The sequence below is a fragment of the Pseudoalteromonas sp. C12FD-1 genome (assembly GCF_037414265.1).
Taxonomy (GTDB): Bacteria; Pseudomonadota; Gammaproteobacteria; order Enterobacterales; family Alteromonadaceae; genus Pseudoalteromonas.
In genome coordinates this window covers 73,605-91,002 of record NZ_JBBEVD010000070.1, presented here as the reverse complement: position 1 = coordinate 91,002, position 17,398 = coordinate 73,605, and the positions used below count along the sequence as shown (strand labels likewise).

The 17,398-nt window shown below is 41.6% G+C and carries 19 protein-coding genes; 8 read left to right on the top strand and 11 right to left on the bottom strand.

Translation table 11 applies throughout. The features are described 5' to 3' along the window. Positions 1-2: 2 nt before the first annotated feature. The gene (locus tag WDB87_RS12220) at positions 3-884 is read right to left on the bottom strand and encodes an ABC transporter ATP-binding protein (RefSeq protein ID WP_337850010.1); all 882 of its coding nucleotides are present in this window, start codon (positions 882-884) and stop codon (positions 3-5) included. A gap of 185 nt (positions 885-1,069) precedes the next feature. On the opposite strand from WDB87_RS12220, the gene WDB87_RS12215 reads away from it, so the two are divergent. After that, positions 1,070-1,747, top strand: a complete 678-nt coding sequence (locus WDB87_RS12215) for a nitroreductase family protein (RefSeq protein ID WP_286245509.1) — start codon at positions 1,070-1,072, stop codon at positions 1,745-1,747. Positions 1,748-1,753: 6 nt separating this feature from the next. Here WDB87_RS12215 and WDB87_RS12210 read toward each other — a convergent pair whose 3' ends face one another. After that, positions 1,754-2,062 (bottom strand): ArsR/SmtB family transcription factor, encoded by a 309-nt coding sequence (locus WDB87_RS12210; RefSeq protein ID WP_286245510.1) that lies wholly within the window; start codon positions 2,060-2,062, stop codon positions 1,754-1,756. Between the two features lie 99 nt (positions 2,063-2,161). Between WDB87_RS12210 and WDB87_RS12205 the strand changes: the two genes are divergently transcribed. The 3 genes from WDB87_RS12205 to WDB87_RS12195 all read left to right on the top strand — a co-directional run bounded on the left by WDB87_RS12205 (position 2,162) and on the right by WDB87_RS12195 (position 4,539). Continuing rightward, on the top strand, positions 2,162-2,350 hold the full coding sequence (locus WDB87_RS12205; protein ID WP_286245511.1) for a YgaP family membrane protein: 189 nt from the start codon (positions 2,162-2,164) through the stop codon (positions 2,348-2,350). Continuing rightward, a complete protein-coding gene (locus tag WDB87_RS12200; protein WP_286245512.1) occupies positions 2,350-2,694 on the top strand; it encodes a rhodanese-like domain-containing protein in 345 nt (114 codons plus the stop codon). The genes WDB87_RS12205 and WDB87_RS12200 overlap by 1 nt, the downstream gene beginning before the upstream one ends. 66 nt (positions 2,695-2,760) lie before the next feature. Continuing rightward, positions 2,761-4,539, top strand: a complete 1,779-nt coding sequence (locus WDB87_RS12195) for an alkaline phosphatase D family protein (RefSeq protein ID WP_337850009.1) — start codon at positions 2,761-2,763, stop codon at positions 4,537-4,539. Here the strand turns inward: WDB87_RS12195 and WDB87_RS12190 are convergent. Next, positions 4,536-5,075 carry a PH domain-containing protein gene (locus WDB87_RS12190; RefSeq protein ID WP_337850008.1) on the bottom strand — a complete coding sequence of 180 codons (540 nt, stop codon included), beginning with the start codon at positions 5,073-5,075 and terminating at the stop codon, positions 4,536-4,538. The genes WDB87_RS12195 and WDB87_RS12190 overlap by 4 nt on opposite strands. Positions 5,076-5,335: 260 nt before the next feature. Here WDB87_RS12190 and WDB87_RS12185 point away from each other — a divergent pair, with 260 nt between their 5' ends. Further along, positions 5,336-6,085, top strand: coding sequence for a MipA/OmpV family protein (locus WDB87_RS12185; protein WP_337850007.1), 750 nt, complete (start codon positions 5,336-5,338; stop codon positions 6,083-6,085). 23 nt (positions 6,086-6,108) lie between these two features. Here WDB87_RS12185 and WDB87_RS12180 read toward each other — a convergent pair whose 3' ends face one another. From WDB87_RS12180 to WDB87_RS12170, 3 genes are all read right to left on the bottom strand, one after another. Then, positions 6,109-6,726: a LysE family translocator gene (locus WDB87_RS12180; protein ID WP_337850006.1), complete on the bottom strand. Its 618-nt coding sequence runs from the start codon at positions 6,724-6,726 to the stop codon at positions 6,109-6,111. Then, complete coding sequence (locus WDB87_RS12175) at positions 6,727-6,909, bottom strand: hypothetical protein (RefSeq protein WP_126008475.1); 183 nt, start codon at positions 6,907-6,909, stop codon at positions 6,727-6,729. 180 nt (positions 6,910-7,089) lie between these two features. After that, on the bottom strand, positions 7,090-7,488 hold the full coding sequence (locus WDB87_RS12170; RefSeq protein WP_286245517.1) for a DUF3224 domain-containing protein: 399 nt from the start codon (positions 7,486-7,488) through the stop codon (positions 7,090-7,092). Positions 7,489-7,579: 91 nt separating this feature from the next. Here WDB87_RS12170 and WDB87_RS12165 point away from each other — a divergent pair, with 91 nt between their 5' ends. Continuing rightward, positions 7,580-9,358 (top strand): ABC transporter transmembrane domain-containing protein, encoded by a 1,779-nt coding sequence (locus tag WDB87_RS12165; protein WP_337850005.1) that lies wholly within the window; start codon positions 7,580-7,582, stop codon positions 9,356-9,358. On the opposite strand, the gene WDB87_RS12160 is transcribed toward WDB87_RS12165, so the two are convergent. After that, entirely contained in the window at positions 9,355-9,987 is a 633-nt protein-coding gene (locus tag WDB87_RS12160; RefSeq protein WP_286245519.1) for an OmpA family protein, read from the bottom strand. The two genes, WDB87_RS12165 and WDB87_RS12160, sit on opposite strands and share 4 nt — an antisense overlap. Before the next feature lie 214 nt (positions 9,988-10,201). Between WDB87_RS12160 and chrA the strand changes: the two genes are divergently transcribed. Further along, complete coding sequence (gene chrA / locus WDB87_RS12155) at positions 10,202-11,353, top strand: chromate efflux transporter (protein WP_337850014.1); 1,152 nt, start codon at positions 10,202-10,204, stop codon at positions 11,351-11,353. Here chrA and WDB87_RS12150 read toward each other — a convergent pair. Genes WDB87_RS12150 through speA form a run of 4 tightly spaced genes read right to left on the bottom strand, consistent with a single transcriptional unit; the run spans position 11,313 to position 16,333 of the window. Then, a complete protein-coding gene (locus WDB87_RS12150) occupies positions 11,313-12,569 on the bottom strand; it encodes a mechanosensitive ion channel family protein (RefSeq protein ID WP_286245520.1) in 1,257 nt (418 codons plus the stop codon). The two genes, chrA and WDB87_RS12150, sit on opposite strands and share 41 nt — an antisense overlap. After that, on the bottom strand, positions 12,566-13,486 hold the full coding sequence (locus WDB87_RS12145; protein WP_337850004.1) for an acetyltransferase: 921 nt from the start codon (positions 13,484-13,486) through the stop codon (positions 12,566-12,568). The genes WDB87_RS12150 and WDB87_RS12145 overlap by 4 nt, the downstream gene beginning before the upstream one ends. A 28-nt stretch (positions 13,487-13,514) precedes the next feature. Next, positions 13,515-14,393 carry an acyltransferase gene (locus tag WDB87_RS12140; RefSeq protein ID WP_286245522.1) on the bottom strand — a complete coding sequence of 293 codons (879 nt, stop codon included), beginning with the start codon at positions 14,391-14,393 and terminating at the stop codon, positions 13,515-13,517. A 59-nt stretch (positions 14,394-14,452) separates the two neighbouring features. Next, entirely contained in the window at positions 14,453-16,333 is a 1,881-nt protein-coding gene (speA, locus tag WDB87_RS12135; RefSeq protein ID WP_337850003.1) for a biosynthetic arginine decarboxylase, read from the bottom strand. A gap of 197 nt (positions 16,334-16,530) precedes the next feature. On the opposite strand from speA, the gene speE reads away from it, so the two are divergent. Continuing rightward, a complete protein-coding gene (speE, locus tag WDB87_RS12130; RefSeq protein WP_286245524.1) occupies positions 16,531-17,394 on the top strand; it encodes a polyamine aminopropyltransferase in 864 nt (287 codons plus the stop codon). Positions 17,395-17,398: the final 4 nt, after the last annotated feature.

Genomic DNA, 17,398 nt, shown 5'->3' with positions numbered 1-17,398 from the left:
CCTTATGCTACTTGGCTGTTACGATGATTAAGCAACGTAGAAAAATACACATCTTCTAGGTTTGCACTGCTGAGCTCAAAACCTTCTGGGGCTTCATTGGCTAATACATGTAATATGGTTTGCCCAGCAAATAAGCGTTTTGAAATAACAGGCAGTTGCGGTTCAAGCTCTAGCGCTTCTTCTTGGCTCATGGCTTTACGCCAAATTTGGCCTTGGAGTTTATCGGTAAGGGCAATGGGGTTACCCTCTAATAGTATTTTTCCGCCTGCCAGTACGGCCATGTTCGGGCACAGCTCTGCTACATCTTCAACAATGTGGGTCGATAATATAACTACTTTTTGCTCCCCTAAGCTTACTAACAAGTTATGAAAGCGATTTCGCTCTTCAGGGTCTAGCCCTGCTGTTGGTTCATCAACAATTAGTAAATCAGGGTCACCTAGTAAGGCTTGTGCGATACCAAAACGCTGGCGCATACCGCCCGAAAAACCGCTCACGGCTTTGGAGCGATGTTGATACAAATTAGTATGTGCAAGCAAGCCTTCAACCGACTCTTTACGCTCTGCTTTATTATGAATGCCCTTTAAAACAGCCATATGGTCCAGCAAGTCGTAAGCACTAACACGTGGATACACACCAAAGTCTTGCGGGAGATAACCTAAACGTTGGCGCAGAGCCTGTGGGTCTTTAAAAACATCAATACCATCAAAAGTAATTGAACCCGAATCGGCAGATTGCAACGTAGAAATAGTACGCATTAGTGATGATTTACCCGCGCCATTTGGCCCAAGTAGCCCAAACATTCCTTTTCCTATTGATAAATCAACACCTTGTAGTGCATGTACGCCATTATCGTAGGTTTTAGATAACCCTGTTATTGATAGCATTTTTACTTCCTTGAATTTTAATAGTTTTTTTATTGCGCTTTTTATACCACATTAAAAAAAGGAACATAAGTTACACCGCGGTTAATTTTGTAACAATAAATAAACACAATAGGTAATAATACTTGCCTCGCATTTATTCAATCGGTATAAAAACCACACACACTATTTATAAGAAGCGTAAAGCCATGCAAAAACATCAAAGCCAGCCACTAAACGACTTTATAGAATACCCTCACGATGAAATGCTAGAACGTGCAAACGAATTTTTACAAACCAGCCAGCGCCGCCATAGCATTCGCAACTTTAGCGACCGACCCGTGCCTAAAAATATAATTGAAGCCTGTATTAAAGCCGCTGGTACTGCGCCTAGTGGAGCTAATCATCAACCGTGGCATTTTGTGGCTATAAATAGTAGCGATGTAAAAAAACAAATAAGAGAGGCCGCCGAAAAACTAGAGCGTTCTTTTTACGAAGGCAGAGCAGGTGAAGAGTGGCTTGATGCGCTAAAACCATTAGGTACCGACGCCAATAAACCTTATTTAGAACACGCGCCTTGGCTTATTGCAGTATTTAGCCAAAAAAAGGGCGGCGTAAACACCGATGATAAAAACACCAATTATTATGTGCATGAGTCTGTTGGCTTAGCTACCGGCTTTTTAATTCAAGCTCTGCATCGTAGTGGTTTAGCAACGCTTACCCATACCCCAAAACCAATGAGCTTTTTAACCGATATATGTAAGCGCGACAAAGACAACGAACGCCCTTACATGTTACTTATTGCAGGCTACCCAAGCGATGATGCAACTGTACCTGCCCATGCACTTGATAAAAAGTCGCTTGATGAGATTGCCACTTTTATTTAAAGCAAACTACTCAGCCGTACTTTGCTTACAAAACCATTCATAAAGTAACGTAATAATCGACTCAACTTTTGGGTCGATTAACGAATAATAAATAGTGTGCCCATCACGACGAGTAGCCACTAGCTGCGCTTTACGTAAACTCGCTAAATGCTGAGACAAAGCAGACTGCGCCAGCGGAACACTTTGATTTAACTCACCCACACTTTGCTCACCTTGCACTAAACTGCATAAAATCATTAAACGGTTTTTATTTGCCATTAATTTTAAAAATTGCTCTGCCTGCTGAGCGTTGACTGCAAGTTGTTCAATATTCATTGTGATACTTATTTATTTTGCGTGTTTTAATTATAGACTTTTACATTAGTAAGTTCTAATATAATTAACATTAGAAAAAACTAATATTAAGGTCAATTCATGAAAATAAGTGACGCCATACTCTTAATTGGCGGTAGTGCCGTTACAATCTCAGTGCTTTTAAGCTACTTTGTTGATAGTAACTTTCAATTTTTAACGTTATTTATTGGCGTTAACCTAGTGCAATCAGCTTTCACTAAATGGTGCCCGTTAATGTCTTTTTTGCGCAAAAGAGGATTTACAGACTAATGCTTACTTCAATTCCTGATTTACTAAAAATTATCACACCTAACCAGCGCCGCATTGATGCAGCGCAAGCAAAGCAAGAGCTTGAGCAAAATAAAGGGCTGCTTATTGATGTGCGCGAACCTGCTGAGCATGCCAATGTAGCGGCGGTTGGAGCTATAAATATTCCACGCGGATTACTCGAAATGAAGCTAATGGAAATTGAAAAAGATGCAGGGCGCCCTATTTACTTACATTGTGCCAGCGGTGCCCGCGCCACCTTAGGTGCAGAAGCGCTCACCCGCGTAGGCTACGAAAACGTCACTGTTATTACGTGTAATGCAACGCAAGTAAGTGAAGTTTTTTAATTGCTTCACAAAAAAGTAACCTAAATTGCCTACACTTTGCTTTTTACACTTTACAGGTACAAAGCAATGGCGTTTACACGGAGAAGTTTTTTAAAAGCATCGGCAGCAGGGTTTGGCGCTGCCTTATTATCACTTGGTTTAACAGGTTGTAGGTTTGATGACGATGACGACATACCCGTTAGCTTTGATCACGGCGTTGCAAGCGGCGACCCGCTGAGCGATAGCTTAATTATTTGGACCCGTGTAACCCCACTTGATGTAACAACTAAATCGTTAAAAGTACAGTGGCAAGCCGCCACCGATAAAAGTTTCACTAATATTGTGCACGATGGTGTAGCAAACATAAGTGATACCACCGACTTTACCCTTAAAGTTGATTTACAAGGGCTCGATGCCAACACCGTTTATTACTATCGCTTTAATGCACACGGTAAAACTTCCCCTATTGGACAAGGTAAAACACTTCCTGTTGGTGAAATTGATAAGGTGAAATTAGCCGTTGTATCGTGCGCAAATTACCCTGCAGGATATTTTCATGTGTATGGCGAAATTGCAAAGCAAAGCGATTTGGATGCGGTACTGCACTTAGGTGATTACATATACGAATACAGTAATACAGGCTATGCAACCGGAGACGCAGCACAATTAGACCGACTCCTCCCCCTTGATAACAGCAGTGAAATTATAGCGCTTACCGATTACAGAAAACGCTATGCAAATTATCGCCTCGATACCGACTTACAAGCAGCCCATAGCCAGTGTGCATTTATAACAGTATGGGACGACCACGAAATTACCAACGACACATGGCGCGAGGGTGCAGAAAACCATAACGAAGGGGAAGGCGAGTTTAGTCAACGTAAGCTTAATGCGCTTCAAGCTTACTTTGAGTGGATGCCTATTCGTAATGTAGCCGATAAAGAGCGTATTTACCGACGTTTTGAGTTTGGTAATTTAGTCTCTTTATACATGCTAGATACTCGCGTATTGGCCCGCGATGAGCAGCTTAACTATAGTGATTTTGATCTCACAACCCCTGCGGGGCAAAGCTCATTTGCCGCAGCAGTAAGCGCTAGCGACCGTGCATTATTAGGCAGTGAGCAACTTACTTGGCTTAGCGATGCAATCACTACATCAAGCACACAGTGGCAAGTATTAGGGCAACAAGTACTGATGACAAAAATGCATTTACCTGTAGAAGTAATGCTGCTACTAGCCAGCTTACAAGCTACGCAGGCAAATGGTGGAGATCCAAGTGCTTTACTCGCACAGGCTAATGTATTATTTGCAGAGCTGGCGCAAATAAAAGGCCGTGTATTAGCGGGTGATCCAAGTGTAACTGAGGCAGAGCTTGCCCGTGTTCAAACCACCATACCGTATAACCTTGATGCGTGGGATGGCTACGCCTACGAGCGAGAAGTGTTATTAGGTACCGCTATTGCAACACAAAAAAACTTAGTAGTTTTAGCTGGAGATACCCATAACGGGTGGGCGGGACAACTTAAAACTGACGCCAGTAACCCTATTGCACCATCGCAAAATGCCGGGGTAGAATTTGCAACGGCATCGGTTTCATCGCCAGGACTTGAAGAGTACTTAGCGCTAAATACGCAAGATGCGCAAACCGTTGCGCAAATAGAGCAAGTAATTGCCTTGTTAATTGATGACCTTGCTTATAATAATTTAGTGGAGCGCGGCTATTTAACCGTTACATTTACACCAGAAAAAGCCAGTGCTAAGTGGAACTATATAAGCACAATTAAAGCCCGCGAATATCAGGTTATTGAAAGCCGTAGCAAAGAGCTAAGTATGCTTGCGGGCCAGGCTCAATTACAAAACGCTTAACGCTTCGCCTCTAAAGCAGCCAAACGCGTATCTATGCGCTCTACTACCTCAACTAAGCGAGCAAGTAATGCTTGGTTGAGGTGATCTTCAGCCAGCTCTTGTACTTTAGGTGCTTGCGCAGCTAAGTTATCTTTTTGCTCAAGTATGGCTTCTCTAAACTCACTGGCATTTTCAACACCAAGTAATGACACCAATGCACCATGGCCAGATTGCCCTGCAGTTTCAAAGCTTAACCGGTATAAGCCAAATAAGCGCATCAGCGGTCCTTGGCTCAGCCCCACATCGGTTATTTTTTCAAGTGGTATCGATTTTTCTTCTTTAAATAATATGCCACGTTTAACTACCAGCTTTTGCGTGAGTAGCTGCGCCGACATAGCCGCTAAAATTTTACCTGCCACCAGCCACACAACAAATAACACCACAGGGATTAGCGGAATAGTCACCAAGGCTATGGCGCTAAAAAAGCATGCCATGGTCATCCAGTACTGCTTAACTTTAGGATCAAAGCTGGCACTTTTTAAAATAGGGTTACTCATTGGTTATCCTCATACCCATTTTATTAAATTTAGGGCGTGTGCCTTTATTTATTGAGATAGTTAAACACGCTCGCTGTATTTAACTTACGTGATCAACGGCTTCAATGCAATTTAGCCACTTACATTCAAATAAACTTTCACACACTCTCTTACAAACGCCTAGAGTAAATACAGCTACACTAAAGCCAATTAGTTTTGAGATGCACTTTAATTGTCTCAGTAATTTATCGTTTTTACTTATTTAACACCTAAGGCTTTTAATGAACACTTATATTAAAAACTCAATACGGATATTAATTAGCACTCTTACGCTATGCAGTATTGCTGCTCAGGCTGAGTCGCAGTTTTCATTAGGGGGCGGCGTTATTTCTACCAGCTCCCCTTATGCGGGTACCGACAGTGAAACACTTTTTTTACCTATCATTACCTACGAAGGTGAAAGACTTAGTTTTAGAGGTTTGTCACTTGATTATAAATTAGTGGAGGAGCAAGGTTTTAATTGGTCATTAGTTTTAGAGCCAGGCGATAACTTTGATACCTCAGATTCAAACCTTGCAGCTATTAAAGCCTTAGACGATAGAAAACTGTCTCTTTATGCTGGCACTAAGGTTAGCTACTCTGCGGGTTTTGGTAAAATAAGCGCCAGTGCTACTCATGATGTAATAGGCCACGGTGATGGCGCTAAATTTAAAACTAATTACAGTTACCCTATTAAGTTATCTAAGCAATTAATGCTTATTCCTTCTGTGGGTGTTGAGCTAAATAGCAGTGATGTATCTAACTATTATTATGGTGTAGCACCCGGTGAATCTACCACCTATGCGCCTTACGAACTTGGTTCTACGGTTAACTACAATGCGGGTTTATTTTTAATGTATTACATTAATAAAAACTGGAACGTAAACGCTATGGTTAACTATAAGCAACTCGATTCTGACATTGAAGACTCACCCATTATTGATACCGATAACACCACTACCGTTATAATGTCGGTTAACTATCGTTTTTAATATTATTAGCGTGTGACAAATTATCACACGCTAATAATTACTCGTATCGCAAGGGCAATAAATATAATTCCCAATATTTTATCAAGCCATGGGTTTTGCTTGGTAAAACCAAAGCGGTTTTTTGAAACCTCTGTCAGTAACGCCACCAGTAAATACCAGCCGGTATCAATTACAAATACCGTTAAGCACATAATAATACCAATGCTTAAAGTAAGGTTTTGAGGGTCAATAAACTGTGAGAACAAGGCTAAAAAGAAAATAGCGAGTTTTGGGTTTAAAAATGCAATGGCAAAGCCATCTTGTAATGCTTTAGCTGCACTCACCTCACTTTTTTGTACTTCAAGTTCGTTGTTACTTGGTTTTGCTAGCAATATTTTTATGCCTAAATACGCCAAATAGGCCGCACCTAAGTAAACGAGTATTTGATAAACAGTTGGAAACTGCGTCATTAAAGCGCCTAACCCTAATAACGATGCACCAGCATACAACCCAACACCGGTACCATGGCTGAGCGCGGCAAGCATACCATTTTTCATACTGCCGTTAAGTGAATGCTTTAAAACCACCGCCAAACTTGGCCCTGGCGACATTGCGCCCATCATGCAAATAGCCGCTAGGCTTAACCATACTGAAAATGTCATTTAAAGCTCGTCAGTTTCAATAAGTAACGTATAACCGTGCACTTGCCCATAAAAGCCTGTCAATGGCACTGCGTTTATTACTTTCCAGCCATCTTGGTTTAATTCCTGTATGCGATCATTTAGTGCAGCTATATCTACGCCACCCAAAAAACGGGTCTTTCTAAATTCGATTACTTTTTGCATTTTAATCCTTGTGTATTTTATACCAATTCGCTTATTTAAGTGATCTTTTTTGAGGACGGAAAAACGTGTTGATAGCTAGGCAAAAAATTCGCTATTTAGTTGTTCTAAATGAGAATTTTTTAACGCAGGTAGCGACACGTTTAAGCCCGCAAAATGATTAAGTAATATTGCGGATTGGTATTATAAGGTGTATTCAAAATCGTAGTAGTGAATCCCTTGCTCAATACGTATTTTCATACTGCCCGTTAACCCTTCTAGCTCATGAGTGCCTGAATCGGGAATGACATTTAAAATTAGGCTATCTTGGCCTTTATCCATAGTACCAAAATGCTGTAATACAAAGCTGCCTTTTTTACCTTCAAGCTCGCCAGTTACTTGCTCTATAGCAACATAACCGGCACTGCCTTGTGTAGGAGTCATGGCGCTTAGCATTTCGCCTTGGCTGGTGGCATTTAAGCTACCTTTAAAAGTTTTATCTATCGACATACGCCCTAAATTAACGCCATTTTGGCCACTTGCGTAGCCTTCTATAGGGGCTAGATTTACATTAAACTCTCCACTTACGGTTGCAGTAGTCATAACGATTCCTTATTGATGCTAATGTTTAAAAGTATTGATTTTTATTATCTTAGTGCCATATCTATACCTTAACCTTTAAAAAGAATCCACTATGTCAAAAACAACACCTAAGCCCGAAAAAGCCGCCTTTAGTAGTTTATTACCTATTTTTGCGTTTATTAAACCGTATAAATGGATGGTAGTAGCGGCGCTTGCTGCCCTTTTAGTCACAGCAGGTGTTAACTTATCATTAGGGCAAGGCGTTAAATTTGTCATAGATCATGGTTTTATTGCAGGCTCTCAAGCCCAGTTACAACAGGCTGTATTGGTGCTTATTGGTTTAATTAGTTTATTGGCCGTGGGCACGTTTAGCCGCTTTTATTTAATGTCGTGGATTGGCGAACGCGTTAGTAACGATATTCGTAAAGCCGTGTTTAATCGCATTGTTACCTTGCACCCAAGCTACTTTGAAGAAAACCGCAGTGGCGAGCTTATGTCGCGTTTAACAACCGACACCACCTTATTGCAATCGATTATTGGCTCATCGTTTTCTATGGCGCTGCGTAGCGCATTAATGTTGGTCGGCGGCTTAGTAATGCTGTTAGTGACTAACTTAAAGCTTACGCTCGTAGTGGTTGCGTGTGTGCCACTAGTATTAGTGCCGATGATGGTATTTGGCAAAAAGGTGCGAAAACTTGCAAGTTCTAGCCAAGATGCAATAGCCGATATAAGCACCTATGCCGGCGAGATCATACAAAATATTAAGGTAGTACAAAGCTATAGCCACGAACAGCGTGAGCAACACGCCTTTGCTCAAGAAACAGAAAAAGCCTTTAACGTTGCCAAAAGCCGTATTAAGCAGCGCTCTTTTTTAATTGCCGCGGTAATATTTTTAACCTTTAGTGCGATTAGCGTTATGCTCTGGGTAGGCGGTAGTGACGTATTAGCAGGTACAATGACTGGCGGTGAGCTAGGAGCATTTGTGTTTTACGCCATTATGGTGGCCATGTCGGTGGCAACCGCTGCAGAGGTTTACGGCGAGCTACAACGAGCTGCTGGGGCGGCAGCGCGCTTACTAGAGCTACTTGCAGTTAAAAGTGAAATAGAAAACCCTGTCACTCCACAAGACGAAAAGCTATTAATAAAGACTGACAGCCCCGCCATTTCACTTGAAAATATTAGCTTCAACTACCCATCTCGCCCCGACGTAAGCGCGCTTAACAAAATAAGCTTAACTATAGAGCAAGGCAAAACCGTTGCCATTGTAGGCCCCTCTGGCGCAGGTAAAACTACGTTATTTGAATTACTACAGCGCTTTTACGACCCAGCTCATGGCGCGATTAAATTTCATGACGTAAATATTAAAGACATATCGCTTACCACCCTGAGGAACAAAATGGGCACGGTGGCACAAAACCCTATTTTATTTAGCTCAAATGTAATGCATAACATTCGTTACGGCAACCCAAACGCCACTGACGAGCAAGTTTATGCCGCGGCAAAACATGCCCATGCTGATGAATTTATTAAACAATTACCACAAGGCTATAACAGCTTTTTAGGTGAGCAAGGCGTAAGGCTTTCGGGTGGGCAAAAGCAGCGTATTGTATTGGCACGCGCTATTTTAAAAGACCCAGAAATACTGCTTTTAGATGAAGCAACCAGTGCACTCGATGCGCAAAGTGAGCACCACGTACAAGCCGCGCTTGAGCATTTAATGCAAAATAGAACAACGTTAATTATTGCCCATAGACTGGCCACGGTTAAACATGCTGATGTGATCGTAGTAATGGAAAATGGAGAAATAAAAGCAACGGGCACCCACCAAGAATTAGTGGCAAGTAACCCGCTGTATCAAAAGCTGTGTGAATTACAGTTTAATAAGGATTAACTTTCTGTGTTTGGCACTATTTGAATTTCTACACGGCGGTTTTGAGCACGGCCGTTGGCGCTATCGTTAGTGGCTATTGGGCGGGTTTCGCCGAAGCCTGTAGTGCTAATACGTGCAGCCATAATTTGCTGGTTCACTAAGTAATTTTTAACGCTTTGCGCACGCTCACGCGATAGGTTCATATTGTAGCTGTCTTTACCTGTGCTATCTGTGTGGCCTTCCACGCTTAGGTAGGTTTTTTCGTACTTGTTCATTACTTTAGCAATAGCGTTTAGGGTATCGTTAAAACCTGATGAAATATAAGATTGGTCTGTCGCAAAGGTAATGTTAGATGGCATAACTAAACGTAAGTTATCGCCTTCACGTACAACTTCAACCCCAGAACCTGCTAGTTCATCACGAAACGCTTCTTCTTGCTTATCCATGTAATCACCTACAGCTGCACCGGCTAGTGCGCCAATAGCAGCACCAATAAATATACGCTTGTCTTTATGATTACCCGTTGCTTTACCTAATACGCCACCCGCGGCTGCACCAATTGCGGCACCTTTGCCTGTATTGTTCATTTCGCAACCACTTAGCAATACAGCTACTACGGTTACGCTTAAAAGTGATTTAGTTAAAGTCATGTGATGTCCTATTCATTAAGAATTATAAAGCGAGTATGCAAATACATGTATGAACAAACTATGAAGAGCATGTTAAAAGCAGTTCGCTTTATACCAATCCACTTAATTAAGTGGATTGGTATAATTTGTAGATTACGAATTAATGTATGCATTTAATAAAAGTGTCATACTCCTTTGTGACAATTTAATGAACCTTAAGGAGGATATGAGCTCAATGTTAGTCGCTATTTTTAGACAGTTTTTTTTACTTGGCTGCATGAGTTTTGGTGGCCCTGCCGCACATTTAGGCTATTTTAAACGCCACTTTGTAGATACATTAAATTGGTTAACCGATACTCGCTATGCCCAATTAATTAGTTTAAGCCAAGCATTGCCAGGGCCAGGCTCTAGCCAGGTTGGGTTTGCTATAGGCGTAGAACGAGCAGGCCTATTAGGGGGTATTACCGCATTTATTGCATTCACCCTCCCTTCTTTTTTAATCATGTTATTACTAGCTGTAAGTGCACATCAATTTGACGCTGTTTATTTTGCGGTTATTGCGGGATTAAAGTTATTTGCAGTGGTTATTGTGGCCGATGCCACGTTGGGCATGGCTAAAAGCTTTTGTACTAATTATGTTTTAAAGCTATTAGCAGTACTAAGCACATTGGCGCTAATACTTATGCCTATGCTGAGCACACAAATAGCTATTTTAGTTATTGCAGCCACCGTTGGCGCTATTTGGCCTATGCTCAAACTTGCTCAATCAAGTACCCCTAGTACCAATAAAAGTAAGGTAAATTGGATTGCTTTAAGCATATTTGTACTCTTACTAGCTGTTAGCTTTATACCTTTAGGTCAAAATGCCAATGTGTTTGCTGCTTTTTATCAGGCCGGTGCAATGGTGTTTGGTGGCGGACACGTTGTATTGCCAATACTACAAGCGGGCTTACCCACACTAAGCGACGATCAATTTTTAAGTGCATATGCCAGTGCTCAAGCAATTCCAGGCCCCATGTTTACAATAGCCACTTACCTAGGCGCGCAACTCACTACAGAGCAGCCATTAATAGGGGCCATAGTTGCAACCCTACTTATTTTTACACCGGGCTTTTTATTAATGCTGGCGTTTCAAAAAAGCTGGTTAAATTTGGCTAACAAACCGCGTTTTGCAAGCTCTATTGCGGCGCTTAACGCTGCCGTAGTTGGCTTTTTAGCAGCGGCGTTGTACTCACCTATTTGGACATCAGCCTTTCACAACCTATGGCAGGTTGCACTGGTTATTGCAGCTTTTGCATGGCTAAGAATGAAAAAGCCACCTATTTGGTGGCTATTAGCTTTATTTATTAGTGTGGGCCTTGTTCAGCACTATTTGCCATTACTTTAAATGTCGGCTTATCGGTTTGCTGTGCATTAGGCGGGCTTAGTTGCCCGCTAACACTTTGATACGCTCTTAGACCAAATACTGGCAACACAGCTAATAAGTGATCCATAATCTCGGCTTGTAAATGCTCGTAAGAAATCCAGCGTTTGTCTTCACTAAAGCAATAAAACTCAATCGGCAGGCCATGGTTCATTGGTTGAAGCTCTCGTACCATAAGCGTAAGTGAGGTATTTATTCTATTGTGCTGCTTTAAATAGCCCTCGGCGTAGCGACGAAACAAACCCAAGTTAGAAACTGGGTTTGGCAATGAAGCAACACGTATATACTCGTGCAGCGGGATAGCCGCATCTATTTGTTTTCTAAATTCGTCACTTACTAAACAAATGCTGTGCATGTCTATATTAAGCGAGCGCTTAATACGTCGACCGCCAGACTCTTGCATTCCGCGCCAGTTCTTAAACGACCCCGCTACCAACATATAGGTAGGTATAGTGGTTATAGTGTTATCCCAGTTGCGTACTTTTACCGTATTTAGGCCTAAATCGATTACTTCACCGTCGGCACCATAATTTTCTACTTGGATCCAATCGCCGTATGTAACCAGCCTGTTTGCCGCAATTTGAATACTGGCTACAAAGCCTAAAATGGTATCTTTAAATACTAACAAAGTAACTGCGGCAATCGCACCAAAGCCAGAGAGAATATAAGTAGGAGACTTTTCAAGCACTATGCTCACAATTAATATTGCACACACAATAAAAGTAATAAGCTTAACTACCTGCAATAAGCCCTGAATTGGCACTTCGCGAGCAAAATCTAATTGGTTATAAATAGCGCCGGCAATGCTTACAATACTGCTAAAAATAAAGCCTACATGAATAATAAGTATGCCTTGGCCAATGGTTTTTAGTATTTCTGCGGTTAGTTCATTAACTGGGTAAACACTGTCGAAGGTTGCTAAAAAAAGTACGCTACATAACATGCCTGCTATGCGTTTATTTAGTTTTGTAAGCAACGGCGAAAGTAAACCTATGCGTTCAGGAGATAACTTAGTCACCACTTTTTGGATACCAGGCAGCATTAATCGGCGCGTAAATAAGTACACCACCAATAACGAAAACACACCTATAGATGCTGCAGTAATTGCACTTAAAAAATCTGCGTCAGGTACTTTTTCAAACCAAGGAGCGATCAACTCCTGCAAGTGGGTATTGGTCATAGTGTTTCTATTTCCTTACTAATGTGTGGCTCAGGTAAATCGTGTTGCGCATATATGCTGGCAAGTTGCGCGTCTTTAGCAACCCATAGTTCATTAACGTATTTTTGAAAACGGCTTCTAAATGCTTTGTCGTGTTGATAACTACCTAACATCTGTTGGTGTATAGCAATCACATCAATAGAAACATAAATCGAGTCAAGCTGACCCTTTAAAATATTACGGCAAACATGACTTGTACTACCGCTGTACACCACACTTGTGTTTAGCATGGCGTCAAATTGCTCGCCAAGCACTTCAAGTGCAAAGGCAATCCCGCCCGCTTTGGGCTTTAGTAAATGTTTAAACGGGCTTTGCTGGCTTGCATGCTTTGCGTGGGTGTAACGAGTGCCTTCAACAAAATTAATAATGGTGGTGGGGTTATTCTTAAAATTACGACAGCTTTGTTTGGTGCGCTCAACATCTAAACCCTTTAACTTGGGGTTTTTAGCAAGTTGCGCTTTAGTTACGCGCTTCATAAAAGGCATACCCATAGCCCATGCGCCAGAGCCAATAAATGGCACGTACTTTAACTCGTCTTTTAAAAAAAACTTTGGGGCAGGTAATACATTAATTGAGCTAAGCACTACAATATCCAACCAGCTCATATGATTACAAACTAGTAAGTACCAACTTTTTGAATTTACATCGCCGTTAATGTTTACTTTTATGTTGGCGCAGCCTAGCCACAAGCCAAACCGGTTACCATTACACCAGCCTCGGTACACGCTATGCAGTATGGTGTTAATTATAGAAAAAGGCAGTACAAGCTTTATTAAGCCAAGCAGTAGCACTAAGGTGCCAAAAACTATTACATTTGAAAAAAACACGCAGCCTACAATTAAGCCATTGAGCCAATTTGGTAACCACTTTTTTAGCATAATTGTAAGCCCATTTTTTATTGCCTTATTATTTATGGTTGTGTTCGAGCTGTTGTAGTGTTTGCTCTTTTTCTTCCCATAAACGGTTTAGTTCACTTTGAAAACCCACTCTAAATTCAGAGTCGCCAGTGTAATCACCAATCAACTCTTCGCTTACAGGGCGAATGTCTACATGCACATTAATTTGCTTAACTTTGCCCCCGGCAAAATCCATAAATGTAGGGATGCCATCGGGGTAATGAATGGTCACATTTACTACTTTAGAGATTTGCTCACCCATAGCCTGCATTACAAATGCGATCCCACCCGCTTTTGGCTTTAATAAATGCGGAAAAGGGCTATTTTGGCGAGCATGTTTTTGCGTTGTAAAGCGCGTGCCTTCTACAAAGTTAACAATACTTACCGGCATTTCTTTAAATTTTTCACAGGCTTTGCGGGTTGTTTCTATGTCTTTACCACGTAGCTTTGGATTCTTTTTTAACTGTGCTTTGCTTGTGCGGGTCATAAACGGAAAGTCGAGCGCCCACCAGCACACGCCTAATATTGGCACGTAAATGAGCTCTTTTTTCAAAAAAAAGTTTAAAAATGGAATTTTACGGTTAAATACGCGTTGTAGTACTAATATATCAACCCAACTTTGATGATTAGCAATCACTAAGTACCAGTCTTTTAATTTGGTTTCTTCAAGACCGGTAACATTAATTTTTGTTGGCGTGAATAAGCGTTGGTTAATGCTATTAACCGACACCCAAATAGTGGCGCACTGTTTAGCAACCCAGCTTAAAAGCTTTTGCATAGGCTTAATAGGAATTAACTTTAATAGCCCACAAACAAAAATAGGAACAAACCAAATTAGTGTGTTTATTGTATAAAGTAAGATACTGAATACACCGCGAATTACTGACATTTATTTATTTTCCTTTAAACAATGCGCGCCAAACAGCGACGCTTTTAATTCTATGAAAGTTAATCTTCAAAGTAAGTATAACCTTCAAGCCCAGCATTAAGCTCGGCTAAATACCCAGCTTTACACTGCTCAGACACTGCTAGTTTGTTGACCAATAATTCAAAGTTTTGTGCCAAAATGGCGCTATCATAGTCAACAAACTTTAATACATCCTTAACGCTATCACCTTTAATAGCATTGGTTAATACATAACCGTCGTCGGTTAGCTCTACATGCACTGAGTCGGTGTCGCCAAATAAGTTATGTAAATCACCTAAAATTTCTTGGTAAGCCCCTACCATAAACATTGCTATATGGTATTGCTCGCCATGTTGGTACTCAGGTATAGGTAAACTGGTTTCTATGCCCGCGCCTTCAACGTACTCCCGAATTTGCCCATCTGAGTCACAGGTAATATCTTGAATAATGGCGCGCTGGGTTAGCGGTTTATCTAAATTTTCGATTGGCATCACCGGAAACAGCTGCTCAATGCCCCACACATCAGGTAACGACTGAAACAGTGAAAAGTTAACAAATAGCTTGTCGGCTAGCTTTTCGTGTAAATCGTCAAGTACCTCGCGGTGCGCACGCGCGTTATTACTAAGTGATGCGCGCACCCGATGCAAAATAGTAAAATATAACTGCTCTATTTTCGCCCACTCGAGCATGCTTACTAAACCATGTACGTACTGGTCGTGCGCTTCGCTAAATAAGTGCATCGCATCGTGGTAAATCTCTAGCGCCATACGCGGGTTTAAACGTTGTAAACACTGCCACATTTCATCAAGCACTAACGCGCTATTTTGTAGTGGTGGCTCAGGGTTTGGGTGATTTGGCGCTTTTTCTACATCTATTACATCAGTAATTAACACCGCGTGGTGAGCTGTTAAAGCACGCCCTGATTCAGTAATAATAGCGGGATGCGTTAAGCTATGCTGGTCACACACCTCAGCAAAGGCATTAACCACATTACGGGCGTATTCTTCAACGGTGTAGTTCATCGAGCAAGCGCTGCGTGAGCCTGAGCCTTCGTAGTCAACCCCTAAACCACCGCCTACATCAACTGTATTAAGCGGCACACCTAGCTGAGTAAGCTCAGCAAAGTGGCGCGCACATTCGCGCAGGGCACGGTGTATGTCACGTATGTTGGCAATTTGAGAACCAATATGAAAATGCACCATTTGCATTAAATGCAATTTATTATGCTTTTTAAGTACCTCAACAGCGCTGAGTACTTGGCCTGCGGTTAAGCCAAATTTGCCTTTTTCGCCCCCGGTATTTTGCCACTTGCCTTTACCTACCGAGTTTAAGCGAATACGAATGCCAATAGCAGGCTCTATGCCTAGGTTATCTATTTCTTCAAGTAAGGTAGTTAGCTCTGAGAGTTTTTCGACCACTATTTTAACGCTGTGCCCCATGGCTTGACCAATACAGGCTAAACGCAAAAATTCACTGTCTTTATAGCCATTGCACACAATAGTAATGGGTTTATCGGCTACCCCTAAAATAGCCATAAGCTCGGGCTTTGAGCCTGCCTCTAGGCCGACTAAACCACTTGGGTGCGCTAATAATTTACTCACCACCGAACGCTGCTGATTAACCTTTATTGGGTATACACACGTGTATTTACCTTTGTATTCACGGCTACTTTGAGCAAGGGTAAACGCATTGGTGAGTGTATCTACGCGGTTTTTTAAAATATCGGTAAAGCGAACTAATACAGGCAATGTTAAGCCTTGCTGCTTAAATTGCTCGGTGAGCTGCGTTAAAGAAATTGCATTTTTAGATTGGTCACCATCTGGGTAAGCAACTAGTTCGCCTTGTGCGTTAATATCAAAATAGCCATCGCTCCAATGAGCAACATTATATGTAGCGCGTGCTGTTTCTAAACCCCAAGTCATGGCAACTCTTCTTTAATCAATTAGCTATAAAGGCGCATTTTAATACGTCACTATCCCCTACGCTAACAAAAATTGAACTTTAACTCGATACTGGCTAACTTTATTGCCAAAGCAGTTAAAATTTCATTGAGCAAAACGCCAAGCACTGGCAGAATTGCCCCTTTTTCATACTTAACTTAAAAAGTGTAAAAACAACTATGGCAAATTTAGATCAAAGTAAGTGGTTTACAGAAATTAGCGACCGCGATGGCAGCGCATTTTCATTACGTATTAACAAAAAGTTGGATGAAAAACAGTCTCCTTTTCAAAAAGTAGAAATGTTCGAAACCACAGACTTTGGTAATTTAATGATCATCGATGGCTGTACTATGGTTACAACCCGCGAAAACTTTTTTTACCATGAGATGATCAGCCACCCTGCACTTTTAGCGCATCCAAACCCTAAAAACGTCGTTATTGTTGGCGGCGGAGACTGCGGTACATTGCGTGAAGTATTAAAACACCCAAGTGTAGAAACCGTAACGCAAATAGATATAGACGAAGTAGTAACGCAAATGTCGTTAAAATACTTTCCAGAACTTTGCGAATCAAACAACGATCCTCGTGCTAACGTTATGTTTGATGACGGCATTAAATACATGCGCGAAGCCGCTGGCGAGTCTATTGATGTGGTAATTGTTGATGGCACAGACCCTGTAGGCCCAGGTGAAGGTTTATTTAACCATGCGTTTTATACAAGCTGCCTAAATGCACTTCGCCCAGGCGGTATTTTAGTACAGCAAAGCGAGTCGCCACTTATGCACATGCCGCTGTTAGTAGAAATGCGTGAAGCTATGTTAAGTGTAGGGTTTAACGATTTACAAACACTGCCATTTCCACAGCCAATTTACCCAAGCGGTTTATGGTCGGTAACGCTTGCACGTAAATCACAAGCATTTAATGGTTTTAGAGAAGCCGATGCCGAGCAAGTTGCACAGCACAGCGAATACTACAATAGCGGCATTCATCACGGTGCACTTGCTACACCAAACTTTATGAAGCGCGCATTTAATAAAAAATAATTTG